This is a genomic window from Methylobacterium symbioticum (assembly GCF_902141845.1).
Taxonomy (GTDB): Bacteria; Pseudomonadota; Alphaproteobacteria; order Rhizobiales; family Beijerinckiaceae; genus Methylobacterium; species Methylobacterium symbioticum.
The window spans coordinates 1-18,647 of sequence record NZ_CABFPH010000100.1 but is presented as its reverse complement, the minus strand read 5'-3'; the positions used below and the strand labels follow the sequence as shown (position 1 = coordinate 18,647).

General features: G+C 70.4%; 19 protein-coding genes. 12 read left to right on the top strand and 7 right to left on the bottom strand.

The genetic code is table 11. The features are described from left to right. Positions 1-157 precede the first annotated feature (157 nt). From MET9862_RS23435 to MET9862_RS23425, 3 genes are all read right to left on the bottom strand, one after another. Complete coding sequence (locus tag MET9862_RS23435; RefSeq protein ID WP_142585242.1) at positions 158-397, bottom strand: hypothetical protein; 240 nt, start codon at positions 395-397, stop codon at positions 158-160. Between the two features lie 175 nt (positions 398-572). Then, positions 573-3,275 (bottom strand): pyruvate, phosphate dikinase, encoded by a 2,703-nt coding sequence (ppdK, locus tag MET9862_RS23430; protein WP_142585241.1) that lies wholly within the window; start codon positions 3,273-3,275, stop codon positions 573-575. Between the two features lie 159 nt (positions 3,276-3,434). Continuing rightward, positions 3,435-3,587 carry a DUF3096 domain-containing protein gene (locus MET9862_RS23425; RefSeq protein WP_142585240.1) on the bottom strand — a complete coding sequence of 51 codons (153 nt, stop codon included), beginning with the start codon at positions 3,585-3,587 and terminating at the stop codon, positions 3,435-3,437. A gap of 190 nt (positions 3,588-3,777) precedes the next feature. Between MET9862_RS23425 and MET9862_RS23420 the strand changes: the two genes are divergently transcribed. Then, positions 3,778-3,987, top strand: coding sequence for a hypothetical protein (locus MET9862_RS23420; protein ID WP_142585239.1), 210 nt, complete (start codon positions 3,778-3,780; stop codon positions 3,985-3,987). Positions 3,988-4,072: 85 nt separating this feature from the next. Here the strand turns inward: MET9862_RS23420 and MET9862_RS23415 are convergent, their stop codons facing one another. After that, complete coding sequence (locus MET9862_RS23415) at positions 4,073-4,840, bottom strand: MOSC domain-containing protein (RefSeq protein WP_142585238.1); 768 nt, start codon at positions 4,838-4,840, stop codon at positions 4,073-4,075. Positions 4,841-5,036: 196 nt separating this feature from the next. Here MET9862_RS23415 and clpB point away from each other — a divergent pair, with 196 nt between their 5' ends. After that, positions 5,037-7,667 (top strand): ATP-dependent chaperone ClpB, encoded by a 2,631-nt coding sequence (clpB, locus tag MET9862_RS23410; RefSeq protein WP_142585237.1) that lies wholly within the window; start codon positions 5,037-5,039, stop codon positions 7,665-7,667. A gap of 65 nt (positions 7,668-7,732) precedes the next feature. On the opposite strand, the gene MET9862_RS23405 is transcribed toward clpB, so the two are convergent. Next, entirely contained in the window at positions 7,733-8,137 is a 405-nt protein-coding gene (locus MET9862_RS23405; RefSeq protein ID WP_142585236.1) for a hypothetical protein, read from the bottom strand. Positions 8,138-8,368: 231 nt separating this feature from the next. Here MET9862_RS23405 and MET9862_RS23400 point away from each other — a divergent pair, with 231 nt between their 5' ends. From MET9862_RS23400 to MET9862_RS23370, 7 genes are all read left to right on the top strand, one after another. Continuing rightward, a complete protein-coding gene (locus MET9862_RS23400; protein ID WP_142585235.1) occupies positions 8,369-9,043 on the top strand; it encodes a metallophosphoesterase family protein in 675 nt (224 codons plus the stop codon). An 86-nt stretch (positions 9,044-9,129) separates the two neighbouring features. Continuing rightward, positions 9,130-10,566, top strand: a complete 1,437-nt coding sequence (locus tag MET9862_RS23395; protein ID WP_142585234.1) for a short-chain fatty acid transporter — start codon at positions 9,130-9,132, stop codon at positions 10,564-10,566. Positions 10,567-10,671: 105 nt separating this feature from the next. Beyond that, positions 10,672-11,586: a dienelactone hydrolase family protein gene (locus MET9862_RS23390; RefSeq protein WP_142585233.1), complete on the top strand. Its 915-nt coding sequence runs from the start codon at positions 10,672-10,674 to the stop codon at positions 11,584-11,586. Between the two features lie 219 nt (positions 11,587-11,805). Next, positions 11,806-12,264, top strand: coding sequence for a response regulator (locus MET9862_RS23385; protein WP_142585232.1), 459 nt, complete (start codon positions 11,806-11,808; stop codon positions 12,262-12,264). A 119-nt stretch (positions 12,265-12,383) separates the two neighbouring features. Further along, complete coding sequence (locus MET9862_RS23380) at positions 12,384-12,587, top strand: hypothetical protein (protein ID WP_142585231.1); 204 nt, start codon at positions 12,384-12,386, stop codon at positions 12,585-12,587. Positions 12,588-12,693: 106 nt separating this feature from the next. Further along, positions 12,694-13,857, top strand: coding sequence for an alpha/beta hydrolase family protein (locus MET9862_RS23375; protein ID WP_142585230.1), 1,164 nt, complete (start codon positions 12,694-12,696; stop codon positions 13,855-13,857). Positions 13,858-13,974: 117 nt separating this feature from the next. Then, positions 13,975-14,178, top strand: coding sequence for a hypothetical protein (locus MET9862_RS23370; protein ID WP_142585229.1), 204 nt, complete (start codon positions 13,975-13,977; stop codon positions 14,176-14,178). A 120-nt stretch (positions 14,179-14,298) separates the two neighbouring features. Here MET9862_RS23370 and pdxH read toward each other — a convergent pair whose 3' ends face one another. Beyond that, entirely contained in the window at positions 14,299-14,922 is a 624-nt protein-coding gene (gene pdxH / locus MET9862_RS23365; protein ID WP_438616648.1) for a pyridoxamine 5'-phosphate oxidase, read from the bottom strand. 95 nt (positions 14,923-15,017) lie between these two features. On the opposite strand from pdxH, the gene MET9862_RS23360 reads away from it, so the two are divergent. From MET9862_RS23360 to fabI, 3 genes are all read left to right on the top strand, one after another. Then, the gene (locus MET9862_RS23360) at positions 15,018-15,524 is read left to right on the top strand and encodes an RT0821/Lpp0805 family surface protein (protein ID WP_142585228.1); all 507 of its coding nucleotides are present in this window, start codon (positions 15,018-15,020) and stop codon (positions 15,522-15,524) included. 126 nt (positions 15,525-15,650) lie between these two features. Next, positions 15,651-16,577 (top strand): DnaJ C-terminal domain-containing protein, encoded by a 927-nt coding sequence (locus MET9862_RS23355; protein ID WP_142585227.1) that lies wholly within the window; start codon positions 15,651-15,653, stop codon positions 16,575-16,577. Positions 16,578-16,736: 159 nt separating this feature from the next. Beyond that, positions 16,737-17,591: an enoyl-ACP reductase FabI gene (gene fabI / locus MET9862_RS23350; protein WP_142585226.1), complete on the top strand. Its 855-nt coding sequence runs from the start codon at positions 16,737-16,739 to the stop codon at positions 17,589-17,591. Positions 17,592-17,736: 145 nt separating this feature from the next. Here the strand turns inward: fabI and MET9862_RS23345 are convergent, their stop codons facing one another. Further along, entirely contained in the window at positions 17,737-18,633 is an 897-nt protein-coding gene (locus tag MET9862_RS23345) for a polyphosphate kinase 2 family protein (protein WP_142585243.1), read from the bottom strand. Positions 18,634-18,647 lie beyond the last annotated feature (14 nt).

Here is an 18,647-nt window from a genome sequence, read left to right as displayed (position 1 = left end):
CCACGGCTGGATCATGGACACCTACCTCCTCCGCCGTCCCTGATCCCGGGGTTCGAAGGGGATCATCCCCTTCGCGGGTCCAGGGCGGAGCCCTGGGGCGTCAGGCCAGGGCTCCGCCCCGGCACCCCGCCAAAGGGATGATCCCTTTGGGATCCCCTTATTGGGTGCGGCGGGCCTGGGCGACGGCGAGGGCCGAAACCAGCGGCTCCGCGTAGCTGCTCCCGCCCGCGATGCGCTCGGCATCGGCGCTGCTCTGCGTGGCCACCGCGAAGATCATCAGCGCGCCGGTGGCGAGACCGCCGAGGGCGGCGACCGCCCAGAGATAGCCGCGCTCCACCAGCCGCAGGAGCGGCAGGCCGGGCTGGATCAGGGCAGGGGAGGAGATCGGGTCGCTCATGGCCGGCAGTCCCGCGCATGGCCGAAAGGGCCCGCGCGCAAGCGTTCAGGCACCTAGCATTCAACGTGCCTGAACGGCGCGCGTTCGCGGCGCCGTTCCACTTTTTTCCACAAGCCGCACAGGGCGCGGCTAACGGAGGGTGAAGGCCGGGCGCGCGGGCGCCCGGCCGTTCGGCTCAGCCCTCGCCGCCGAGCACCTTGCCCAGCGCCGCCTGTGCCGCGGCGAGGCGGGCGATCGGCACGCGGTAGGGCGAGCAGGACACGTAGTCGAGCCCGACCTCCTGGCAGAAGCCGATCGAGGCCGGATCGCCGCCGTGCTCGCCGCAGATGCCGAGCTTGAGGCCGCTGCGGACCTTCCGACCGCGCTCGACGCCGATGCGCACCAGCTCGCCCACGCCGTCCTGATCGATCGTCACGAACGGGTCGGAGGGCAGGATGCCCTTCTGCGTGTAGGGCCCGAGGAAGGTCGCCGCGTCGTCGCGGGAGATGCCGAGCGCCGTCTGCGTCAGGTCGTTGGTGCCGAAGGAGAAGAACTCCGCGGTCTCGGCGATCTCGCCCGCCTTCAGGGCGGCGCGCGGCAGCTCGATCATCGTGCCCACCTGATAGGCAAGCGTGGCGCCTTTCTCCTCAGAGACGGCCTTCGCCATGGCGTCGATGCGGGCCTTGACGATGTCGAACTCCGCCCGGGTGAAGACGAGCGGCACCATCACCTCGGAGGTGACCGGGCTGCCGGTCTCCTCGGCCGCCTGCACGGCCGCCTCGAAGATCGCCCGCGCCTGCATCTCGGCGATCTCGGGGAAGGCGATGGCGAGACGGCAGCCGCGGAAGCCGAGCATCGGGTTGAACTCGGAGAGTTCGCGCATCCGGTGCCGGATCTTGTCCTCGGCCACGCCCGTGGCCGCCACCACCTCCTGCACCTCCGCATCGGTGTGCGGCAGGAACTCGTGCAGCGGCGGGTCGAGCAGGCGGATCGTGACGGGCAGGCCCGACATGATCTTGAACAGCTCGACGAAGTCCTGGCGCTGGTAGGGGAGGATCTTGGCGAGCGCCGCGCGGCGGCCCTCCGTGTCGTCGGCCAGGATCATCTCGCGCACCGCGACGATGCGGTCGCCCTCGAAGAACATGTGCTCGGTGCGGCAGAGGCCGATGCCCTCCGCGCCGAAGTTGCGCGCGGTGTGGGCATCGGTGGGCGTGTCGGCGTTGGTGCGCACCTTCATGGTGCGGTGCGCGTCGGCCCAGCCCATCAGCGTGGCGAAGTCGCCGGAGAGCTCCGGCTCCAGCATCTTCACCTCGCCCAGCAGCACCTGGCCGGTCGAGCCGTCGATGGTGATCTTGTCGCCGGCCTTGAGGGTCTGGCCGCCGACCGACAGGGTCTGGGCCTTGTAGTCGATGCGGATGCTGCCGACGCCGGAGACGCAGGGCTTGCCCATGCCGCGGGCGACCACGGCCGCGTGGCTCGTCATGCCGCCGCGCGTCGTGAGGATGCCCTCCGAGGCATGCATGCCGTGGATGTCCTCAGGCGAGGTCTCGATGCGCACGAGGATGCACTTGCGCTCGGCCTTGCGGCAGGCTTCCGCGGCCTCCGAGTTGAACACGATCTCCCCGGTGGCGGCGCCGGGCGAGGCAGGCAGCCCCGAGGCGATCACCTTGCGCTCGGCCTTCGGGTCGATGGTCGGGTGCAGGAGCTGGTCGAGGGCCCCCGGCTCGACGCGCAGGATCGCCTCCTCCTGCGTGATCAGCCCCTCGCTGGCGAGGTCGACGGCGATCTTGAGAGCGGCCTTGGCGGTGCGCTTGCCGTTGCGGGTCTGGAGCATCCAGAGCTTCCCGCTCTCGATGGTGAACTCCATGTCCTGCATGTCGCGGTAGTGCTTCTCCAGGATCCCGTAGATCCGGGTCAGCTCGGCGAAGCTCTCGGGCATCGCCGTCTCCATCGAGGGACGGTCGGACTTGGCCTCGATGCGCGCCTTCTCGGTGATGTCCTGCGGCGTGCGGATGCCCGCCACCACGTCCTCGCCCTGGGCGTTGATCAGGAACTCGCCGTAGAGCGCCCGCTCGCCGGTGGAGGGATTGCGGGTGAAGGCGACGCCGGTCGCCGAGGTGTCGCCCATGTTGCCGAACACCATGGCCTGCACGTTGACGGCCGTGCCCCAGCTCTCGGGGATGCTGTTCAGCTCACGGTACTTCTTGGCCCGCGGGATCATCCAGGAATCGAACACCGCGCCGATCGCGCCCCAGAGCTGGTCCTGCGGCTCCTGCGGGAAGTCGGAGCCGTGCTCGTCGCGGACGATCTTCTTGTAGGTCTGGATCAGGGTCTTCCAGTCCTCGGCCCCGAGCTCGGTATCGAGCTCGACGCCCTTGCGCTCCTTGTAGTGCTCCAGCGCCTCCTCGAAGGCGTGGTGCTCCACGCCGAGCACCACGTTCGAGTACATGGTGATGAAGCGGCGGTAGGAATCATAGGCGAAGCGCGGGTCGCCGGCGCTCTCGGCGAGCGCCGCCACGGTGGCGTCGTTGAGGCCGAGATTCAGCACCGTGTCCATCATGCCGGGCATCGAGGCGCGGGCGCCCGAGCGCACGGAGACGAGGAGCGGGCTCTTCGCGTCGCCGAAGGTGCGCCCGGTGAGCGCGCCGACCTTGGCCAGCGCCTCGTCGACCTGCGCCTTCAGCTCCGGCGGATACTGCTTGTCGTGGGCGTAGTAGTAGGTGCAGACCTCGGTGGTGATGGTGAAGCCGGGGGGAACCGGCAGGCCGAGATTCGACATCTCGGCGAGGTTCGCGCCCTTGCCGCCGAGCAGTTCGCGCATCTGCGACTTGCCCTCGGCCTTGCCGTCACCGAAGGCGTAGACCCACTTCGCGTGTCCCGCGGTGCCCTCGCTTGCCATGTCGATCCCGTCCGTTCTGAAGGGTGCGTGACCGTGACCGGTCCGTGACCGCGGGTTGGACCATCTCGCGGTGCAACGCAAGGTGAACGCCCCCGACATCGTGTCGGATCGGGGGCGATGTTTCTGCGGATACGCGCCCGATTCAGGTCCGCGCCGCCCTCAGGCGAGGCCGCGGAACAGGCCGAGTCCGATCAGCCCGACCAGGATGAGGTAGGCGGCGACGATGTAGTTCAGGAGCCGCGGCATGATCAGGATCAGGACCCCGGCGATCAGGGCGATCACCGGCTGCAAATTCGTGATGGTGATGGTCATCGGATCCTCGGCGGGAGGGTCGGGCGGGGGCGCGAGCCCGAAGCTTGGGCGCAGAGCGTGGCCATATGGCGGCGCGATGCCGTCGGATCGGCTCCGCGGGCGCTCGGGACGCTGACGGCGACGGCGGGCATTATCGGGGCATTAACCACGTCTTGAGAGGCTGGCCCCGCCGACAAGGATTGTTCACGCCATGCCGAACGCCGATCCTCTCCTGCCGCGCCCCACCCTCGTCAGCCCGAGCCATCTCGCCCGCGCCCTGGATGCCCTGCGCGGGGACGCGGCGTCCACCGCCGAGGTCTGGCAGAAGCTCACGCAGACCTACACCGTCGATCTCGATGCGGTCGCCGCCCTGATGCCGGCCGAGGAGCCCGAGCCGGTCTGGCTCGCCACCCGCCGCTGAGCCGCCCCGGGCGCGGGCCCCAGGCCCATACCGCACCGCAAAAACCCGGGCCGGGCGCCGGGACCAGACGCAGCCTTGAGGCGCCTCAGGCGACGACGCGGAGGGCATCGCCGGCCTGGATCGCGCCCCCCGCGATCACCTCGGCATAGATGCCGCAATCGCGGTGCCCGAGACGCGCGTCGAGCGTCCAGGGGATGTCGAGGTCGCGGATCCCGCTCGTCGGATCCACGTTGGTGGCCGCGCAGCGCTGCGTGCGCTGCGTCAGCTTGAGCCGCAGTCCGCTGGGCGCCTCGAGCACCGCCCCCGACAGGCCGAGTTCCGCCCAGGGCTCCAGCCCATCGACCAGGAGGTTTCCGCGGAAGCGCAGCGGATCGACGGGCGCGCCGACGAAATCCTCGATCGCCCTCACGCTGGCGAGGTTGATCAGCGAGACGAAGCCGATCTTCGAATCGGTGAAGCGGTAATGGGGCGGGGCCTCGAGCACCCGCGGCGCGCCGCGCAGGGCCTCGGGCACGAAGCGCCGCATCAGATCCTCCAGAGCCGCGCGCCCCTCCGGCGTGTCGAGCTTGGCCGCGACGGTCTCGCCCTCCGCCTCCACATGGAGCGTCGCGGTCGCATCCTCGTAGCGGGTGCGCAGGCGGGCCAGCGCCTCGTCGCGCATCAGCATCAGGTACTTGGTCTTGGGCTGGTGCCGCACCGCCACCGGATCGAAGCCGGACGGACCGTTCTCGATGGCGTAGAGCCGGTCCCCCGGGAAATAGCCGCTCGCCTCCAGCTCGGCGGACGCCACCGGCTCGGGGCTAAGGCCCTTCACGGGGTAGCGGTAGAGGGCGTGGATCGAGAGCGAGGCCATGCGCCCAGCGTGGCCCTGAAATGCCGTCTCGCGCAAGAGCGCCGCCGGGTCTTGTGGTGCGGATATGCAACACCACATGCCGGATACCGGCGGCCAACGGCGCCGGGGCCCTCGCGCGACGGAGAGTCGGAGGGCGACGTTTCGGTGGCGCCGCGCCTCATGTCGGGCGGCGGATGCCGGTACGGGAGGGTTGTGCATGAATTTCGAAAAGTACACCGAGCGCGCCCGCGGCTTCGTGCAGGCGGCTCAGAACCTCGCGATGCGCGAGGGACATCCCCAGCTTCAGCCGGGTCACCTCCTGAAGGTGCTGCTCGACGATCCGGAAGGGCTCTGCGCCGGCCTGATCGACCGCGCGGGGGGGCAGTCGCGCGTGGCTCTGGCGCAGGTCGAGCAGTGGCTCGCCAAGCAGCCGAAGGTTTCGGGCAACAGTGCCGCGCCCCAGGCGACGCGCGACCTCGTGCGCCTGTTCGACACCGCCGAGAAGGCCGCTGAGAAGGCGGGCGATTCCTACGTCACCGTCGAGCGGCTGCTGCTCGCGCTCGCCGTCGAGGGCAATACCGAAGCCGGCCGCGCGCTCCAGGCCGCGGGCGTGACGCCCGCCTCGATCAACGGGGCGATCAACGCGCTGCGCAAGGGTCGCACCGCCGACAATGCCTCGGCCGAGAACGCCTATGACGCGCTCAAGAAATACGCCCGCGATCTCACGGAGGCGGCGCGGGAGGGCAAGCTCGACCCGGTGATCGGCCGCGACGAGGAGATCCGCCGCACCATCCAGGTCCTGTCCCGGCGCACCAAGAACAATCCCGTGCTGATCGGCGAGCCCGGCGTCGGCAAGACCGCCATCGTCGAGGGGCTGGCGCTGCGCATCGTCAACGGCGACGTGCCGGAATCCTTGCGCGAGAAGAGCCTGCTCGCCCTCGACATGGGCGCGCTGATCGCGGGCGCGAAGTATCGCGGCGAGTTCGAGGAGCGGCTGAAGGGCGTGCTCTCCGAGGTCCAGGCGGCCGAGGGCGGCATCATCCTGTTCATCGACGAGATGCACACGCTCGTCGGCGCCGGCAAGGCGGACGGGGCCATGGACGCCTCGAACCTCCTGAAGCCGGCCCTCGCCCGCGGCGAGTTGCACTGCGTCGGCGCGACCACGCTCGACGAGTACCGCAAGCATGTCGAGAAGGATGCGGCGCTCGCCCGGCGCTTCCAGCCGGTCTTCGTCTCCGAGCCGACCGTGGAGGACACGGTCTCGATCCTGCGCGGCATCAAGGAGAAGTACGAGCAGCACCACGGGGTGCGCATCCAGGACTCGGCGCTCGTCGCCGCCGCCACCCTGTCGAACCGCTACATCACCGACCGCTTCCTGCCGGACAAGGCGATCGATCTCGTCGACGAGGCGGGCTCGCGCCTGCGCATGCAGGTCGATTCGAAGCCCGAGGAGCTCGACAACATCGACCGCGAGATCGTGCGGCTGAAGATCGAGGGCGAGGCGCTGAAGAAGGAGACGGATTCCGCCTCCCGCGACCGGCTGCAGCGCCTGGAGAAGGAGCTCGCCGACCTCGAGGAGCAGTCCGCCACCATCACGGCGCGCTGGAAGGCCGAGAAGGACAAGCTCGGCGCGGCAGCCGAGCTGAAGAAGAAGCTCGACGAGGCCCGCAACGACCTGGCCGCCGCCCAGCGCCAGGGCCAGTACCAGCGCGCGGGCGAACTCGCCTACGGCGTGATCCCGGGCCTGGAGAAGCGGCTCGCCGAGATCGAGGCCGCGGCGGAATCGGCGGTCGCCCGCGACGGCATGGTCGAGGAGGCGGTGACGCCGGCCCATATCGCGGGCGTCGTCTCGCGCTGGACCGGCGTGCCCGTCGACAAGATGCTGGAGGGCGAGCGCGAGAAGCTGCTCGCGATGGAGGCGGCGCTCGCGAAGCGCGTCGTCGGCCAGCGCGAGGCGGTGGAGGCGGTCTCGACCGCGGTCCGCCGGGCGCGGGCCGGCCTGCAGGATCCGAACCGGCCGATCGGCTCGTTCATGTTCCTGGGGCCGACGGGCGTCGGCAAGACCGAGCTGACCAAGGCGCTCGCCGGCTTCCTGTTCGACGACGACACGGCGCTCGTGCGCATCGACATGTCCGAGTACATGGAGAAGCACGCGGTCGCCCGCCTCATCGGCGCGCCTCCGGGCTATGTCGGCTACGAGGAGGGCGGCGCCCTGACCGAGGCGGTGCGGCGCCGGCCCTATCAGGTCGTGCTGTTCGACGAGGTGGAGAAGGCGCATCCGGACGTGTTCAACGTCCTCCTGCAGGTGCTCGATGACGGGCGCCTGACGGACGGACAGGGCCGCACGGTCGACTTCCGCAACACCCTGCTGATCATGACCTCGAATCTCGGGGCCGAATATCTCGTGAACCAGCCCGCGGGCCAGGATTCCGAGGCGGTCCGCGACGAGGTCATGGCTGTGGTGCGGGGCCACTTCCGGCCCGAATTCCTGAACCGGATCGACGAGATCATCCTGTTCCACCGCCTCGCGCGGGGCGAGATGGGCGCGATCGTCGACATCCAGCTCGGGCGGCTGCAGAAGCTCCTCGACGAGCGCAAGATCACGCTCGACGTGGATGCGGAGGCCCGGACCTGGCTCGCCGACAAGGGCTACGATCCGGCCTACGGGGCGCGGCCGCTGAAGCGGGTCATCCAGAAGAACGTGCAGGATCCGCTCGCCGAGCTGCTGCTCTCGGGCAAGATCCATGACGGCGAGACGGTGCCGGTCATCCTCGGGCCGATGGGCCTGATGCTCGGCGACGTGGCGGTCGGCGCCGAGCGCCGGCCGGCGAGCGCGACGCTGAATTGACCCTGAGCGGGCCCCGGCGCGGATGCGCCGGGGCCTGCGCGTTTCGGATTGCAGCGGCCGCCGGTTCAGCGCACCTCGACGTGGTAGCGGAGCCGGCGCGGGACGCCGAGCGGGCCGACGAATTCGAGCGTGAATTCGTCCTCGCCGCGGAAGTCGGCCGCCGATTGATAGCTCACGACGAGCGCCGGCACGCGATGCGTGTTGCAGCGCGAGCGCGTGTTGAAGCTCGGAAAATTCGGGAATTCCCGGCCTTGGGTCGTGACGATCTGACCGCTTCTCGGGGGCTCCAGGATGTTGACCTGGGAGAGGCCCATCGACTGGCAGGTGGGATCGAGACTGATGACGATGTCGATCTTCTGCGTTCGACCCGAGGCGACGACGCGCTGAAGCGTCGGCATCGGCGGCCCGAAGGCGAGCGCCTCCGTTCCGAGCAGCACGAGAGCCGCGGCACTCCACACCGACCGACGCATGGTGACATCCCGAGGAATCGAGGGATGTATTGTCTAATCCGGCCCCGAATTCCGGACGAGCCTGAGCATTTCCAAACTGAGCCGCGTCGTTTCAAAAGCTTGTGAGATCTGCAATCGAGAATTGAAACTCTATTCAGATCCAATCTGCGCTCCGGGGCATGCCCGGCGCGCACGGATCTCGTTCCCGGCGCGTGGTTGCGAAGGAGCGCCGTTTGCGTTGTGATGGCGGGGATGTGTGCCGAACCGCTCACCTACGCCGTCGGCGACATCCACGGCTGCGCCGACCAGCTCGACAGGCTGCTGGAGGGGATCGAGACGCATGCCGCGGGCCGGCCGCGCCGGCTCGTCTTCCTCGGCGACTACATCGACCGCGGGCCCGCCAGCGCCCGGGTGATCGAGACCCTGCGCAAGCTGCACTGGCGCGAGCCGGATTCGGTGGTCTGCCTGATGGGCAACCACGAGGCGATGCTGCTGGAGAGCCTGCGCACGCCGGGCGCCGACGCGCATTGGATGGTCAATGGCGGCCTCGCCACGCTCGATTCCTTCGGCGTCGAGGAGCCCGCGGCGCTGCCGAGCGACGTGCTCGACTGGATCGAGGCGCTGCCGACCCTGCACGCGGATGCGCGGCGCTGGTACGTGCATGCCGGCTTCCATCCCGCGAGCCCGGCTCCGGACCCGGATGCCCGCAACCGCCTCTGGATCCGCGAGCCGTTCCTGACCGAGGATCGCGATTTCGGCCGGCACGTGGTCCATGGCCACACGCCGCAGGGCGGCGGGCGGCCGGAGGTGCGCGCCTACCGCACCAACCTCGATACTGGCGCGGTCTATGGCGGCCCTCTCACGGCGGGCGTCTTCACGGATCGGGCGGCCGCGGCCGAGACATTCCTGCAGGTCCGTTTCGGCTGAGCGCGATCGGCGCTTGAAGCGGCGCCGGGCGCCGGCCGATCAGGGAGCGGCCGCGGCCCTGCGCCGCCTGGGGAAGGCCGATGCCGATGGACGCACCCGTCACACCGCGTGACCGCGCGAAGGACAGCGCGCTCGCGCGCCTCGCGCTCCGCTTCACCGACTGGGCGGTGAAGTGGTTCCCGGACGCCTTCGTCTTCGTCGCCATCGCGGTGGTCGTGGTGGCGCTCGCCGCGCTCCTCAACGGCGCGCCGGCCCAGGCCGTGACGAAGAGCTTCGGCGACGGCTTCTGGAGCCTGATCCCCTTCACCATGCAGATGGTCTTCGTGACCATCGGCGGCTACGTGGTGGCGACCTCCGCCCCCGTGCAGGCGCTCATCGACCGGATGGCGCTGGTGCCGAAGACCGGCCGCGGCGCCATCGGCTTCGTGGCGCTCGCCACGATGCTGTCCTCGTTCCTGAGCTGGGGCCTCAGCCTGATCTTCGGCGGCCTGCTCACCCGCGCGCTCGCCCGCCGCACCGACCTGCGCATGGATTACCGCGCCGCGGGAGCGGCGGCCTATCTCGGCCTCGGCGCCACTTGGGCGATGGGCCTGTCCTCGTCGGCCGCGCAGCTCCAGGCCAACCCGAAGAGCCTGCCGCCAAGCCTGCTGCCGATCACCGGCGTGATCCCCTTCAGCGAGACCATCTTCCTCTGGCAATCGATCCTGATCGCCGCCGTCCTCGTGGTGCTCTCGACGGTGATCGCGCTCGCCTCAGCCCCCGGCCGCGAGACGGCGGTGACGGCCGAGGCGCTGGGCGTCGACGTCGCGAAGGAGGACGACCGCCTCCCGCCGCCGACCCAGCCCGGCGAGTGGCTGGAGCACGCGCCGATCCTGACCGTGCTGATCGGACTCCTCGCGGCCGGCTGGCTGGTGCAGGAATTCGCGCGCCAGGACTGGAAGATCGCGATCTCGAACCTCAACACCTACAACCTGCTGTTCCTGATGCTCGGCTTCGTGCTGCATTGGCGCCCGAAGCGCTTCCTCGCCGCCCTCGGCAAGGCGGTGCCGGCCACCGCCGGCATCCTGATCCAGTTCCCCTTCTACGCGGCCATCGCCGCGATCCTGACGGGGGCCAAGAACGGGGCCGGCCACAGCCTTTCGGACGTGATCGCCCACGCCTTCGTGGCGCTCAACACGCCGGGATCCTTCCCGCTGGCGATGGGGATCTACTCGGCGATCCTCGGCTTCTTCATCCCCTCCGGCGGCGGCAAGTGGCTGCTCGAGGCGCCCTACGTGATGCAGGCGGCCAACGAGCTGAAGGTGCATCTCGGCTGGGCGGTGCAGGTCTACAACGCGGCGGAAGCGCTGCCGAACCTGATCAACCCGTTCTTCATGCTGCCGCTGCTCGGCATCCTGAAGCTGAAGGCGCGCGACATCGTCGGCTTCAGCTTCCTTCAGCTCCTCGCGCACCTGCCGGTGGTGCTGCTCCTGCTCTGGGCGCTCGCCTTCACGCTGGAATACCATCCGCCGGTTATGCCCTGACGCGGGTGGCGGCCGGGGCCGGCTGCAAGCCCCGGTTGCACGACCGCATTGACCCGGCAGGCCCGCGCATGCTCGCTTGCCCGCGACGAGAGTTCGGGAGGCCCCATGCAGCGCGGTGGTTTGCAGCACGACGGTTCGGGGGACGGCGCGGCGCCGGCCGGGGAGGCGGGCCTCTCCGGCCTCGTCACGCCGCCGCTGTCGCGGCGCGGTTTCGTGATGACGAGCCTGATGAGCGGCCTCACCCTGGCGACGACGCGGGTGGAGGCGCAGGTCATCCGCACCGACAGCGACGGGATCGAGGCCGGCGAGGTCAGGATCCCGGCCCAGGACGGGCCGATGCCGGGCTACCGCGCCGTGCCGGAGGGGCCGGGCCCCTTTCCGGTGGTGCTGGTGATCGAGGAGATCTTCGGCGTCCACGACTACATCAAGGACATCTGCCGGCGGCTCGCCAAGGCGGGCTATTGCGCGGTGGCGCCGGAACTCTACGCCCGCCAGGGCGACCTCTCGACGATGACGGACGTGCAGCAGATCGTGCGCGACGTGATCTCCAAGACGCCGGACGCGCAGTGGATCGCCGATCTCGACGCGGCCGCCGCCTATGCGGGCTCCGCCGCCAAGGGCGATCTCGGACGGCTCGGCGTGATGGGCTGGTGCCGGGGCGGGCGCGGCGCCTGGCTCTACGCGGCGCATCGTCGCGACCTGAAGGCGGCGGTGGCGTGGTACGGGCCGCTCGGCGGCCAGCGCAGCGACATCCAGCCGCGCACGGCCGGCGACGTTGCGGACGAGCTGAACGCCCCGCTGCTCGCCCTCTACGGCGGCGCCGATACCGGCATCCCGGTCGCCTCGGTGGAGGCGGCGCGCGACGCGGCGAAGTCGGCCGGCAAGTCCGTGGAGTTGGTGGTCTATCCCGAGGCGCCGCATGGCTTCCATGCCGACTATCGGCCGAGCTACCGCAAAGCCGCCGCCGAGGACGCCTGGTCGCGCGCGCTCGCCTTCCTCAAGGCCAATGGCGTGGGCTGACCGGGTCACGACGGCCCGGCTCAAGTTCCGCGGGCTGTGCCCTGCGGGACACGGCTTCGCAGTGCGGAATATGCCAGGGTGTTCAAGCGGATCCGCGCCTGCCCGGATCCGGGAACCCGTTTGGCCGAACCGCGGCGGACGGGTGCCGGCGGCGGCGACGATGCGTTGATCGATTGGACGGACGCACCGTTCAGCCCCTGATGTGAAGTGTCCCGGCCCATGAGCGACGCGAAACCGCCAGGACATAAACCCGTGATCCTCGTGGTGGAGGATCAGCCGGACGAGCGCTTCCTCGCCGCGACGCTGCTGGAGGATACCGGCTTCCGCGTGATCGAGGCTGAGACGGCCGAGATGGCGCTCGCCATCCTGAACGATCGCGCCGACGAGGTCAGCGTCGTGTTCTCCGACGTGCGCACGCCAGGCCCGATCGGCGGTTTCGAGCTCGCGCGCATCATCGGGGTCACCTGGCCGCGTGTGCGGGTTCTGCTCACCTCGGGCGATGCCGGCGACCAGCCGAGCGACCTGCGCGTCTCGGCCACGTTCATCCCGAAGCCGTGGCGGGCGGAGGACATCCTGGCCTGGGTCGAGGAAGCGGCTGGGCGCCCGCCGAGCGCCGGTTCGGGCCCGACGGTGATCGGCCCGGGCGGCAAGATTATTTCCGGCGGCATGGAAACCTGAGGCCCGGCACCCGTTGATGGGGTCCGATCGTGCCCTAGGGCGGTGCCGTCTTCCGCCAAGCTCTCCGCTTCGGCAGAGCGCGCCGGCCGCACGGACAGCACCGGCACGCCGAGCCCATCATGAAGATCATCGCCGAGAATCACGCCGCAGACCTGCTGCGCCCCGACGCGGGCACCGCCCCCACCCCCCTGATGCTCGACGCGATCGCCTGCGACCTGCGCGCGCTCTACGGCGAGACGGCAGAGGCGCTGCCGGAGCGGCTCCTGGCGCTGGCACGCCGGCTCGACAGCGGATCGCAGCGCGGGGCCGCGCAGGCCGCGTGACCGGACGGCGGCCCTATTCTGCTCAGGCGCATCGCCAGGCCGGCGAGATCTGCTATGAAGCCCGCCGCCGGTCTTGCCGGCACCGTCCCGCGTGATCGAGCCCTCCATGCGTCCGAAAGCCAGCCGCGTCCTCCTTGCCGCCGGCCTTCTCGCCGCCTCGGGCCTCGTCGCGCCCGCGCTGGCGGCGGCCCCGCCCGGACAACCCAAGGAGGGCCCCGGCGGCATCGGGGACAAGCAGGTCGCGGTCACCAAGCGCGCCGTCGGGCGCGCCAGCGCGGCGAGCTTCGTCTTCCACGCCGCAGGCCCGGCTCCGTCGTCGGGGCGGCCGGTGGTGGTGTTCCTGCACGGCTGGGGCGCCGTGAACCCGCAGAGCTACGGCGCCTGGATCGACCACTTGGTGCGCAACGGCTACCTCGTGCTGTTCCCGCGCTTCCAGGAGGTGAACCGCACCCGCCCGGCCGATGCGAGCGCGCTCGCAGGGCGCCTGGTCAAGGCCGCCCTCGACGAGCTGGTCTCGGATGCCGAGGCCAAGCCCGATACGAGCCGCCTCGCGGTGATCGGGCACCTCGCGGGCGTGCCGATCGCCATGAACCTCGCCGCCGAGGCGGCGGGCCTCGGCTTGCCCGCGCCGAAGCTCGTCTTCGGCACGATGCCGGGCGGCATCGCCAGCGGGCCGAAGGCGCGGGGCATTGCGCTGGCCGACCTCTCCGCGGTCCCGGCCGCGACGATGATCATCACCGTGATCGGCGACCGCGACGCGCGCGCCGCCGACATCGCCGCGCGCCGCCTGCTGCGCGAGGCCGACAAGGTGCCCACCGAGCGCAAGCTCTTCGTGCGCGCCCTCTCGGACGATCACGGCTTCCCGTCCCTCACTGCGACGCTCGCCGCCCCGGCCGGGGTCGATCCAGCCTACGATAGCGGCGCGATCAAGCTGCCGCCCGAGCCGAAGGATTCGAAGCCCGCCCCCTTCAAGTGGTCGGCCGACATGTCGCTCACGGGCGAGCAGCAGACGCTGGTCGCGCAGATCAACAACGCGCGCACCGACACGCTCGACTACCTCGCCTTCTGGAAGACCTTCGACCTCGCCGCGACGGCGGCCTTCTCGGGCAGCGACGCAGCCTCCCTGAAGATGAACCCGCGCTTTGCCGACATGGAACGCTGGAGCGACGGCTGGCCGGTGAAGCGGCTGGCGGTCGAGACGCCCCGGGCGCCGGCACCGCATCCGGCGCCCGCCACCGCGCAGGGCACCGCCCCGGCCGCCCGTCGCTAGGGCCGTCGCGCGGCCTGTGACGGCAGCGCAACAAGCTTGGCTTTTCACGGGCGCCCAGGCGATTTGCTGGCGCATCGCTTGCTACGCTCACGCCCTGGAACACGGGGGTGCGAAGCCATGCCTGATTTCGTCGCTGCGCTGCTCTCGGCAGTCGCCTTCTGCGTCGCGCTGGTGGCCTTGAACGCGCTCACCCGCAGCCTCGTGCACTGGCACCTCGCCCCGCATGCCCTGTCCGAGAACGGCATCCTGCAGTTCGGCGGCGCCCTGGCACTCGCCCGCGTCGCCTACCGGCGGGCTCCCACGCGACGGATCCCGAGCTGATCGGTTCGGGTGTCGAGAGGGATCTTCCCTCTCGCGGGGTGCCGGGGCGGGGCCCCGGTATCGTCCCAGGGCTTCGCCCTGGACCCACGAAAGGGGTGACCCCTTTCGAAACCCAGGATTTCAGGGATAGAGGCGCGAGCGGCTCCACCCGGTACCCGCGCGGGTGAAGCGCACCCGGTCGTGCAGGCGGTAGTCGCCGTTCTGCCAGAACTCGATGGCAGCGGGCGCGATGCGGAAACCCGTCCAGTTCTCGGGCCGCGGGATCGGACCGTTCTCGTACTGGGCGGCAAGCTCTGCCACCTCGGCCATCAGGGTCGCCCGATCGGCGAGCGGACGGGACTGCCGGCTGGCGCGGGCGCCCAGCCGGCTCTGCGGGTGACGGCTCGCGAAATAGGCATCCGCCTCCTCGGCCGTGACCCGCGACACGGGGCCGCGGGCCCGCACCTGCCGGCCCAGGCTCTTCCAGTACAGCACCAAAGCGGCCTGCGGGTTCTGCGCCAGTTCCTCGCCCTTGGCGGAATCGGCGTTGGTGTAGAACACGAAGCCCCGCTCGTCGAAGCCCTTGAGCAGGACGATGCGCACGTCCGGCAGCCCGTCCAAGCCGGTGGTGGCGAGCGCCATCGCGTTCGGATCCACCGGCTCGGCCGCTTCCGCCGCGCGCATCCAGTCCGAGAACAGGGCGAAGGGATCCTCGGCCAGGGTGAAGTCCGGAACCGCCGGATCACCGTTCCTTAACGCTCCCACTGGCTATGTCCTCTCGTGGCATCCGGGTCGGGGGCACCGATGTGGAGCCAGCACGTTAGGCCCCGCATGGTCATGATCGCACGGTGTCAGGTGTAATGCGTCGCCGCGGCTGTAAATACCCCACCACCCCCTCCATCCTCGGCCCACACCCGCGTTCCGTCGCCCTCTCCCTGGGGCTGCTCACCCTGCTGGGCGGATGCAGCCAGCCGCTCCTCGTCTTCCGCGGCGAGGCTCCGGCCGAGACGGCGGCCGCAGCCGCTCCGGCGGAGGAGCCCGTGGTCACCGGCAGCATCTCGAAGCGGCCGGCGCGGTTCGGGTCCGATCTCGGCGAGGAGGATTGGCGGCGCGCCAATGCCGCGCTCGGGGTCGCCCTCGATCCGCAGGGCAACGGGCGCCCGGTGAAATGGGACAATCCGGAGACGGGCCTGCGCGGCTCGATCAACCCGACGAGCCTGCCTTACGTCTCGAACGACCTGATCTGCCGCGACTTCCTCGCCTCGGTGATCGGTCCCGAGACCAGCCGATTCGTCCGCGGGACCGGATGCAAGCCGTCGGGCGGCTCCTGGGAGCTGCGGAAGCTGCGCACGGCGAAGAGTGCTTGACGGGACCGCGGAACGGGCCGACTTTCTGCGTTCGAACCGTTGCAGGGATGCAACATAGACACCACATGCCGATCGAAAACCGCCGATCGGCGACGGTGTACGGCAGGCAAGTTTCGAACGTAAGCGATGCGCAATCCCTACGACGTGCTGGGCGTCTCCAAGACGGCGAGCGAGGCCGAGATCAAGAAGGCCTACCGCCGGCTGGCCAAGGAATTTCACCCCGACCGCAACAAGGACGACGTCAAGGCGAAGGACCGCTTCGCCGAGGCGAACTCCGCCTATGAGATCATCGGCGACGCCGAGAAGCGCAAGCAGTTCGACCGCGGCGAGATTGACGCGGACGGCAAGCCGCGCGCGACCGGCTTCGAGGGCTTCGGCGGCTTCAGCGGCCGCGGCGGCGGCTTCGAGGGCTTCCCCGGGGGCCGCGGGGGCGGGATGGGCGGCGGAGGCATGGGCGAGGACATCTTCTCGCACATCTTCGGCGAGGCGTTCCGCGCGGGCGGGGCCGGGCCGACCGGCGGCTTCCAGCGCCAGGCGGCGCGCGGCGAGGACGTGGCGGCCGAACTCAGCGTGACGCTGGAGCAGGTGGGCGCTGAGGAGAAGCTGCGCCTGGCGCTTCCCACCGGCCGCGAGGTCGACGTGGTGGTGCCCAAGGGCGTGGCGGACGGCCAGACCATCCGCCTGCGCGGCCTCGGCTATCCGGGCGGCAGCCCCCGCGCCGAGCCCGGCGACGCGCTGCTCACCATCCGCATCCTGCCCCATCCCCGCTTCAAGGTGGAGGGCGCGGACCTGCGCGTGACGGTGGACGTGCCGCTGGAGGAGGCGATCCTCGGGGGCAGCATCCGCGTGCCGACCCTCACCGGCGCCGTCGAGATGAAGATGCCGGCGATGACGAGTTCGGGCCGCACCTTCCGCCTGCGCGGCAAGGGCCTGCCCAAGAAGGACGGCACGCGCGGCGACCTCTTCGCCACCACTGCGATCACCCTGCCGGCCGCGGACGAGGCGGCGCTCACCGAGTACGCCCGCAGCCGCCGCGCCGCCCGGGCGGCCTGAGCACGGGTTCGCGTTCACGCTCGGCCGGCCTACAGGTCGGCCTCCCTGTGGCCGCTCCGCCCTTCCGTCCCCCGCCAGCCTCCGCTAAGGAAGCCGGCGGCGCGCGGCGTCCCAGGATCCGGGCCGCCCATCCGCGTCGGCGGCAATGTCAGGTGAGTCATGGCGGAAATCGGCGCGGGTGAGGATCGCGGGGCACGCGCCGGGGCCGGCCTGCTCGCCGGCAAGCGCGGCGTGGTGCTCGGTGTCGCCAACAACCGCTCGATCGCCTGGGGCATCGCCAAGAGCGCCCACGCGCACGGCGCCGAGCTCGCCTTCACCTACCAGGGCGAGGCGCTGAAGAAGCGGGTCGAGCCGCTCGCCCGCGAGCTCGACGCCCGGGTGATCGGCCATTGCGACGTCACCGATCCCGTCTCGATCGACGCCGTCTTCGCCGAGGCCGCGAAGATCTTCCCCGAGGGCATCGACTTCGTGGTCCACTGCATCGCCTTCTCGGACAAGGACGAGCTGACCGGCCGATACATCGAGACCAGCGAAGGCAACTTCACCAAGTCGCTGCTGATCTCGTGCTACTCCTTCACGGCGATCGCCCAGCGCGCCGAGAAGATCATGCGCCCCGGCGGCTCGCTGCTGACGCTGACCTATTACGGCGCCGAGAAGTGGATGCCGCATTACAACGTGATGGGTGTCGCCAAGGCCGCGCTGGAGGCCTCGGTGCGCTACCTCGCCGCCGATCTCGGCCCGAAGGACATCCGCGTCAACGCGATCTCGGCCGGTCCGATCAAGACCCTCGCGGCCTCCGGCATCGGCGACTTCCGCTACATCCTGAAGTGGAACGAGTACAACGCGCCCCTGCGCCGGACGGTGACGATCGGCGAGGTCGGCGAGACGGCCGCCTATCTGATCTCCGACATGAGCCGCGGCATGACCGGCGAGATCCTGCACGTGGATGCGGGCTACCACGTCGTCGGCATGAAGAATCCCGAGGCGCCCGACCTCAGCCTCGACAAGGATTGAGGCCCGCGAACCGGTTCGGCGAGCCGGTCTGCCGGTGAGCCGAGGCGACCGGCTTCGTCCCAGGCAACCACCTCATCCTTCGAGGCCGCTGGCGCGGCACCTCAGAATGAGGTCGGGGGGCGGGATGCGCCGGTTGAACAGGCGCTCAGTCCGGCACCTTCAGGTCCGTGATGCCCTTCGCGGCCTCCGGGTAGCGCGGGTCCATCGCCTCGAGCGTGTCGGCCACGGTGCGGGCCACGACGAGGTTGCGGAACCACTTGCGGTTCGCCGGCACGACGTGCCACGGCGCGTCAGGGGTCGAGCACTGGGTCAAGGCGTCCCCGAAAGCGGCCTGATAGGCGTCCCAGGACTTGCGCTCGACGAGGTCGGCGGGATCGAACTTCCAGTGCTTCTCGGGGTCCTCGATCCGGGCCTCCAGCCGCGCCTTCTGCTCCGCCTTCGAGATGTGCAGGAAGAACTTCAGGATCGTGGTGCCCGAGGCGGTGAGCAGCCGCTCGAAATCGTTGATGCGGTCGTAGCGCGCCCGCCAGACCTCCTCAGGCACGAGGCCCTTCACGCGCACCACCAGCACATCCTCGTAATGGCTGCGGTTGAACACGCCGATCATGCCGCGGCCGGGCACCTTCGCGTGGTAGCGCCAGAGGAAGTCGTGATCGAGCTCCTCCGCGCTCGGCACCTTGAACGAGGTCACGGCGCAGCCCTGCGGGTTCACGCCCTGGAGCACCGCCCGGATGGTGCCGTCCTTGCCGCCCGTGTCGATGGCCTGCAGCACGACGAGCAGGCTGCGGCGGCGCTCGGCATAGAGACGCTCCTGCAGCGCCTGGATCCGCGCGCGCTCGACATCGAGCGCGGCCTTCGCCTCCGCCTTGTCGAAGCCGCCATCCGCATCGGGATCGACGTCGGCGAGGCGGAAGCCGGGCGTCACCGTGACGATGCCCGCCGCTGCGCGGACCGGCAGCCCGGACATCCCCGGCACGCGCGCCTCCAGCGCCGGCGCCGCGCCCGCCCAGAGGGCGGAGGAGGGCGGGCGCCCGGCGGCCAGGCCGTGGCGGGCCG

What these genes read in the sequence shown, in the direction of transcription:
- MET9862_RS23435 (WP_142585242.1), bottom strand. Translation starts at nt 397, where the DNA reads ATGAGCGACCCGATCTCCTCCCCTGCCCTGATCCAGCCCGGCCTGCCG.
- ppdK (WP_142585241.1), bottom strand. Translation starts at nt 3,275, where the DNA reads ATGGCAAGCGAGGGCACCGCGGGACACGCGAAGTGGGTCTACGCCTTC.
- MET9862_RS23425 (WP_142585240.1), bottom strand. Translation starts at nt 3,587, where the DNA reads ATGACCATCACCATCACGAATTTGCAGCCGGTGATCGCCCTGATCGCC.
- MET9862_RS23420 (WP_142585239.1), top strand. Translation starts at nt 3,778, where the DNA reads ATGCCGAACGCCGATCCTCTCCTGCCGCGCCCCACCCTCGTCAGCCCG.
- MET9862_RS23415 (WP_142585238.1), bottom strand. Translation starts at nt 4,840, where the DNA reads ATGGCCTCGCTCTCGATCCACGCCCTCTACCGCTACCCCGTGAAGGGC.
- clpB (WP_142585237.1), top strand. Translation starts at nt 5,037, where the DNA reads ATGAATTTCGAAAAGTACACCGAGCGCGCCCGCGGCTTCGTGCAGGCG.
- MET9862_RS23405 (WP_142585236.1), bottom strand. Translation starts at nt 8,137, where the DNA reads ATGCGTCGGTCGGTGTGGAGTGCCGCGGCTCTCGTGCTGCTCGGAACG.
- MET9862_RS23400 (WP_142585235.1), top strand. Translation starts at nt 8,369, where the DNA reads ATGTGTGCCGAACCGCTCACCTACGCCGTCGGCGACATCCACGGCTGC.
- MET9862_RS23395 (WP_142585234.1), top strand. Translation starts at nt 9,130, where the DNA reads ATGGACGCACCCGTCACACCGCGTGACCGCGCGAAGGACAGCGCGCTC.
- MET9862_RS23390 (WP_142585233.1), top strand. Translation starts at nt 10,672, where the DNA reads ATGCAGCGCGGTGGTTTGCAGCACGACGGTTCGGGGGACGGCGCGGCG.
- MET9862_RS23385 (WP_142585232.1), top strand. Translation starts at nt 11,806, where the DNA reads ATGAGCGACGCGAAACCGCCAGGACATAAACCCGTGATCCTCGTGGTG.
- MET9862_RS23380 (WP_142585231.1), top strand. Translation starts at nt 12,384, where the DNA reads ATGAAGATCATCGCCGAGAATCACGCCGCAGACCTGCTGCGCCCCGAC.
- MET9862_RS23375 (WP_142585230.1), top strand. Translation starts at nt 12,694, where the DNA reads ATGCGTCCGAAAGCCAGCCGCGTCCTCCTTGCCGCCGGCCTTCTCGCC.
- MET9862_RS23370 (WP_142585229.1), top strand. Translation starts at nt 13,975, where the DNA reads ATGCCTGATTTCGTCGCTGCGCTGCTCTCGGCAGTCGCCTTCTGCGTC.
- MET9862_RS23360 (WP_142585228.1), top strand. Translation starts at nt 15,018, where the DNA reads ATGCGTCGCCGCGGCTGTAAATACCCCACCACCCCCTCCATCCTCGGC.
- MET9862_RS23355 (WP_142585227.1), top strand. Translation starts at nt 15,651, where the DNA reads ATGCGCAATCCCTACGACGTGCTGGGCGTCTCCAAGACGGCGAGCGAG.
- fabI (WP_142585226.1), top strand. Translation starts at nt 16,737, where the DNA reads ATGGCGGAAATCGGCGCGGGTGAGGATCGCGGGGCACGCGCCGGGGCC.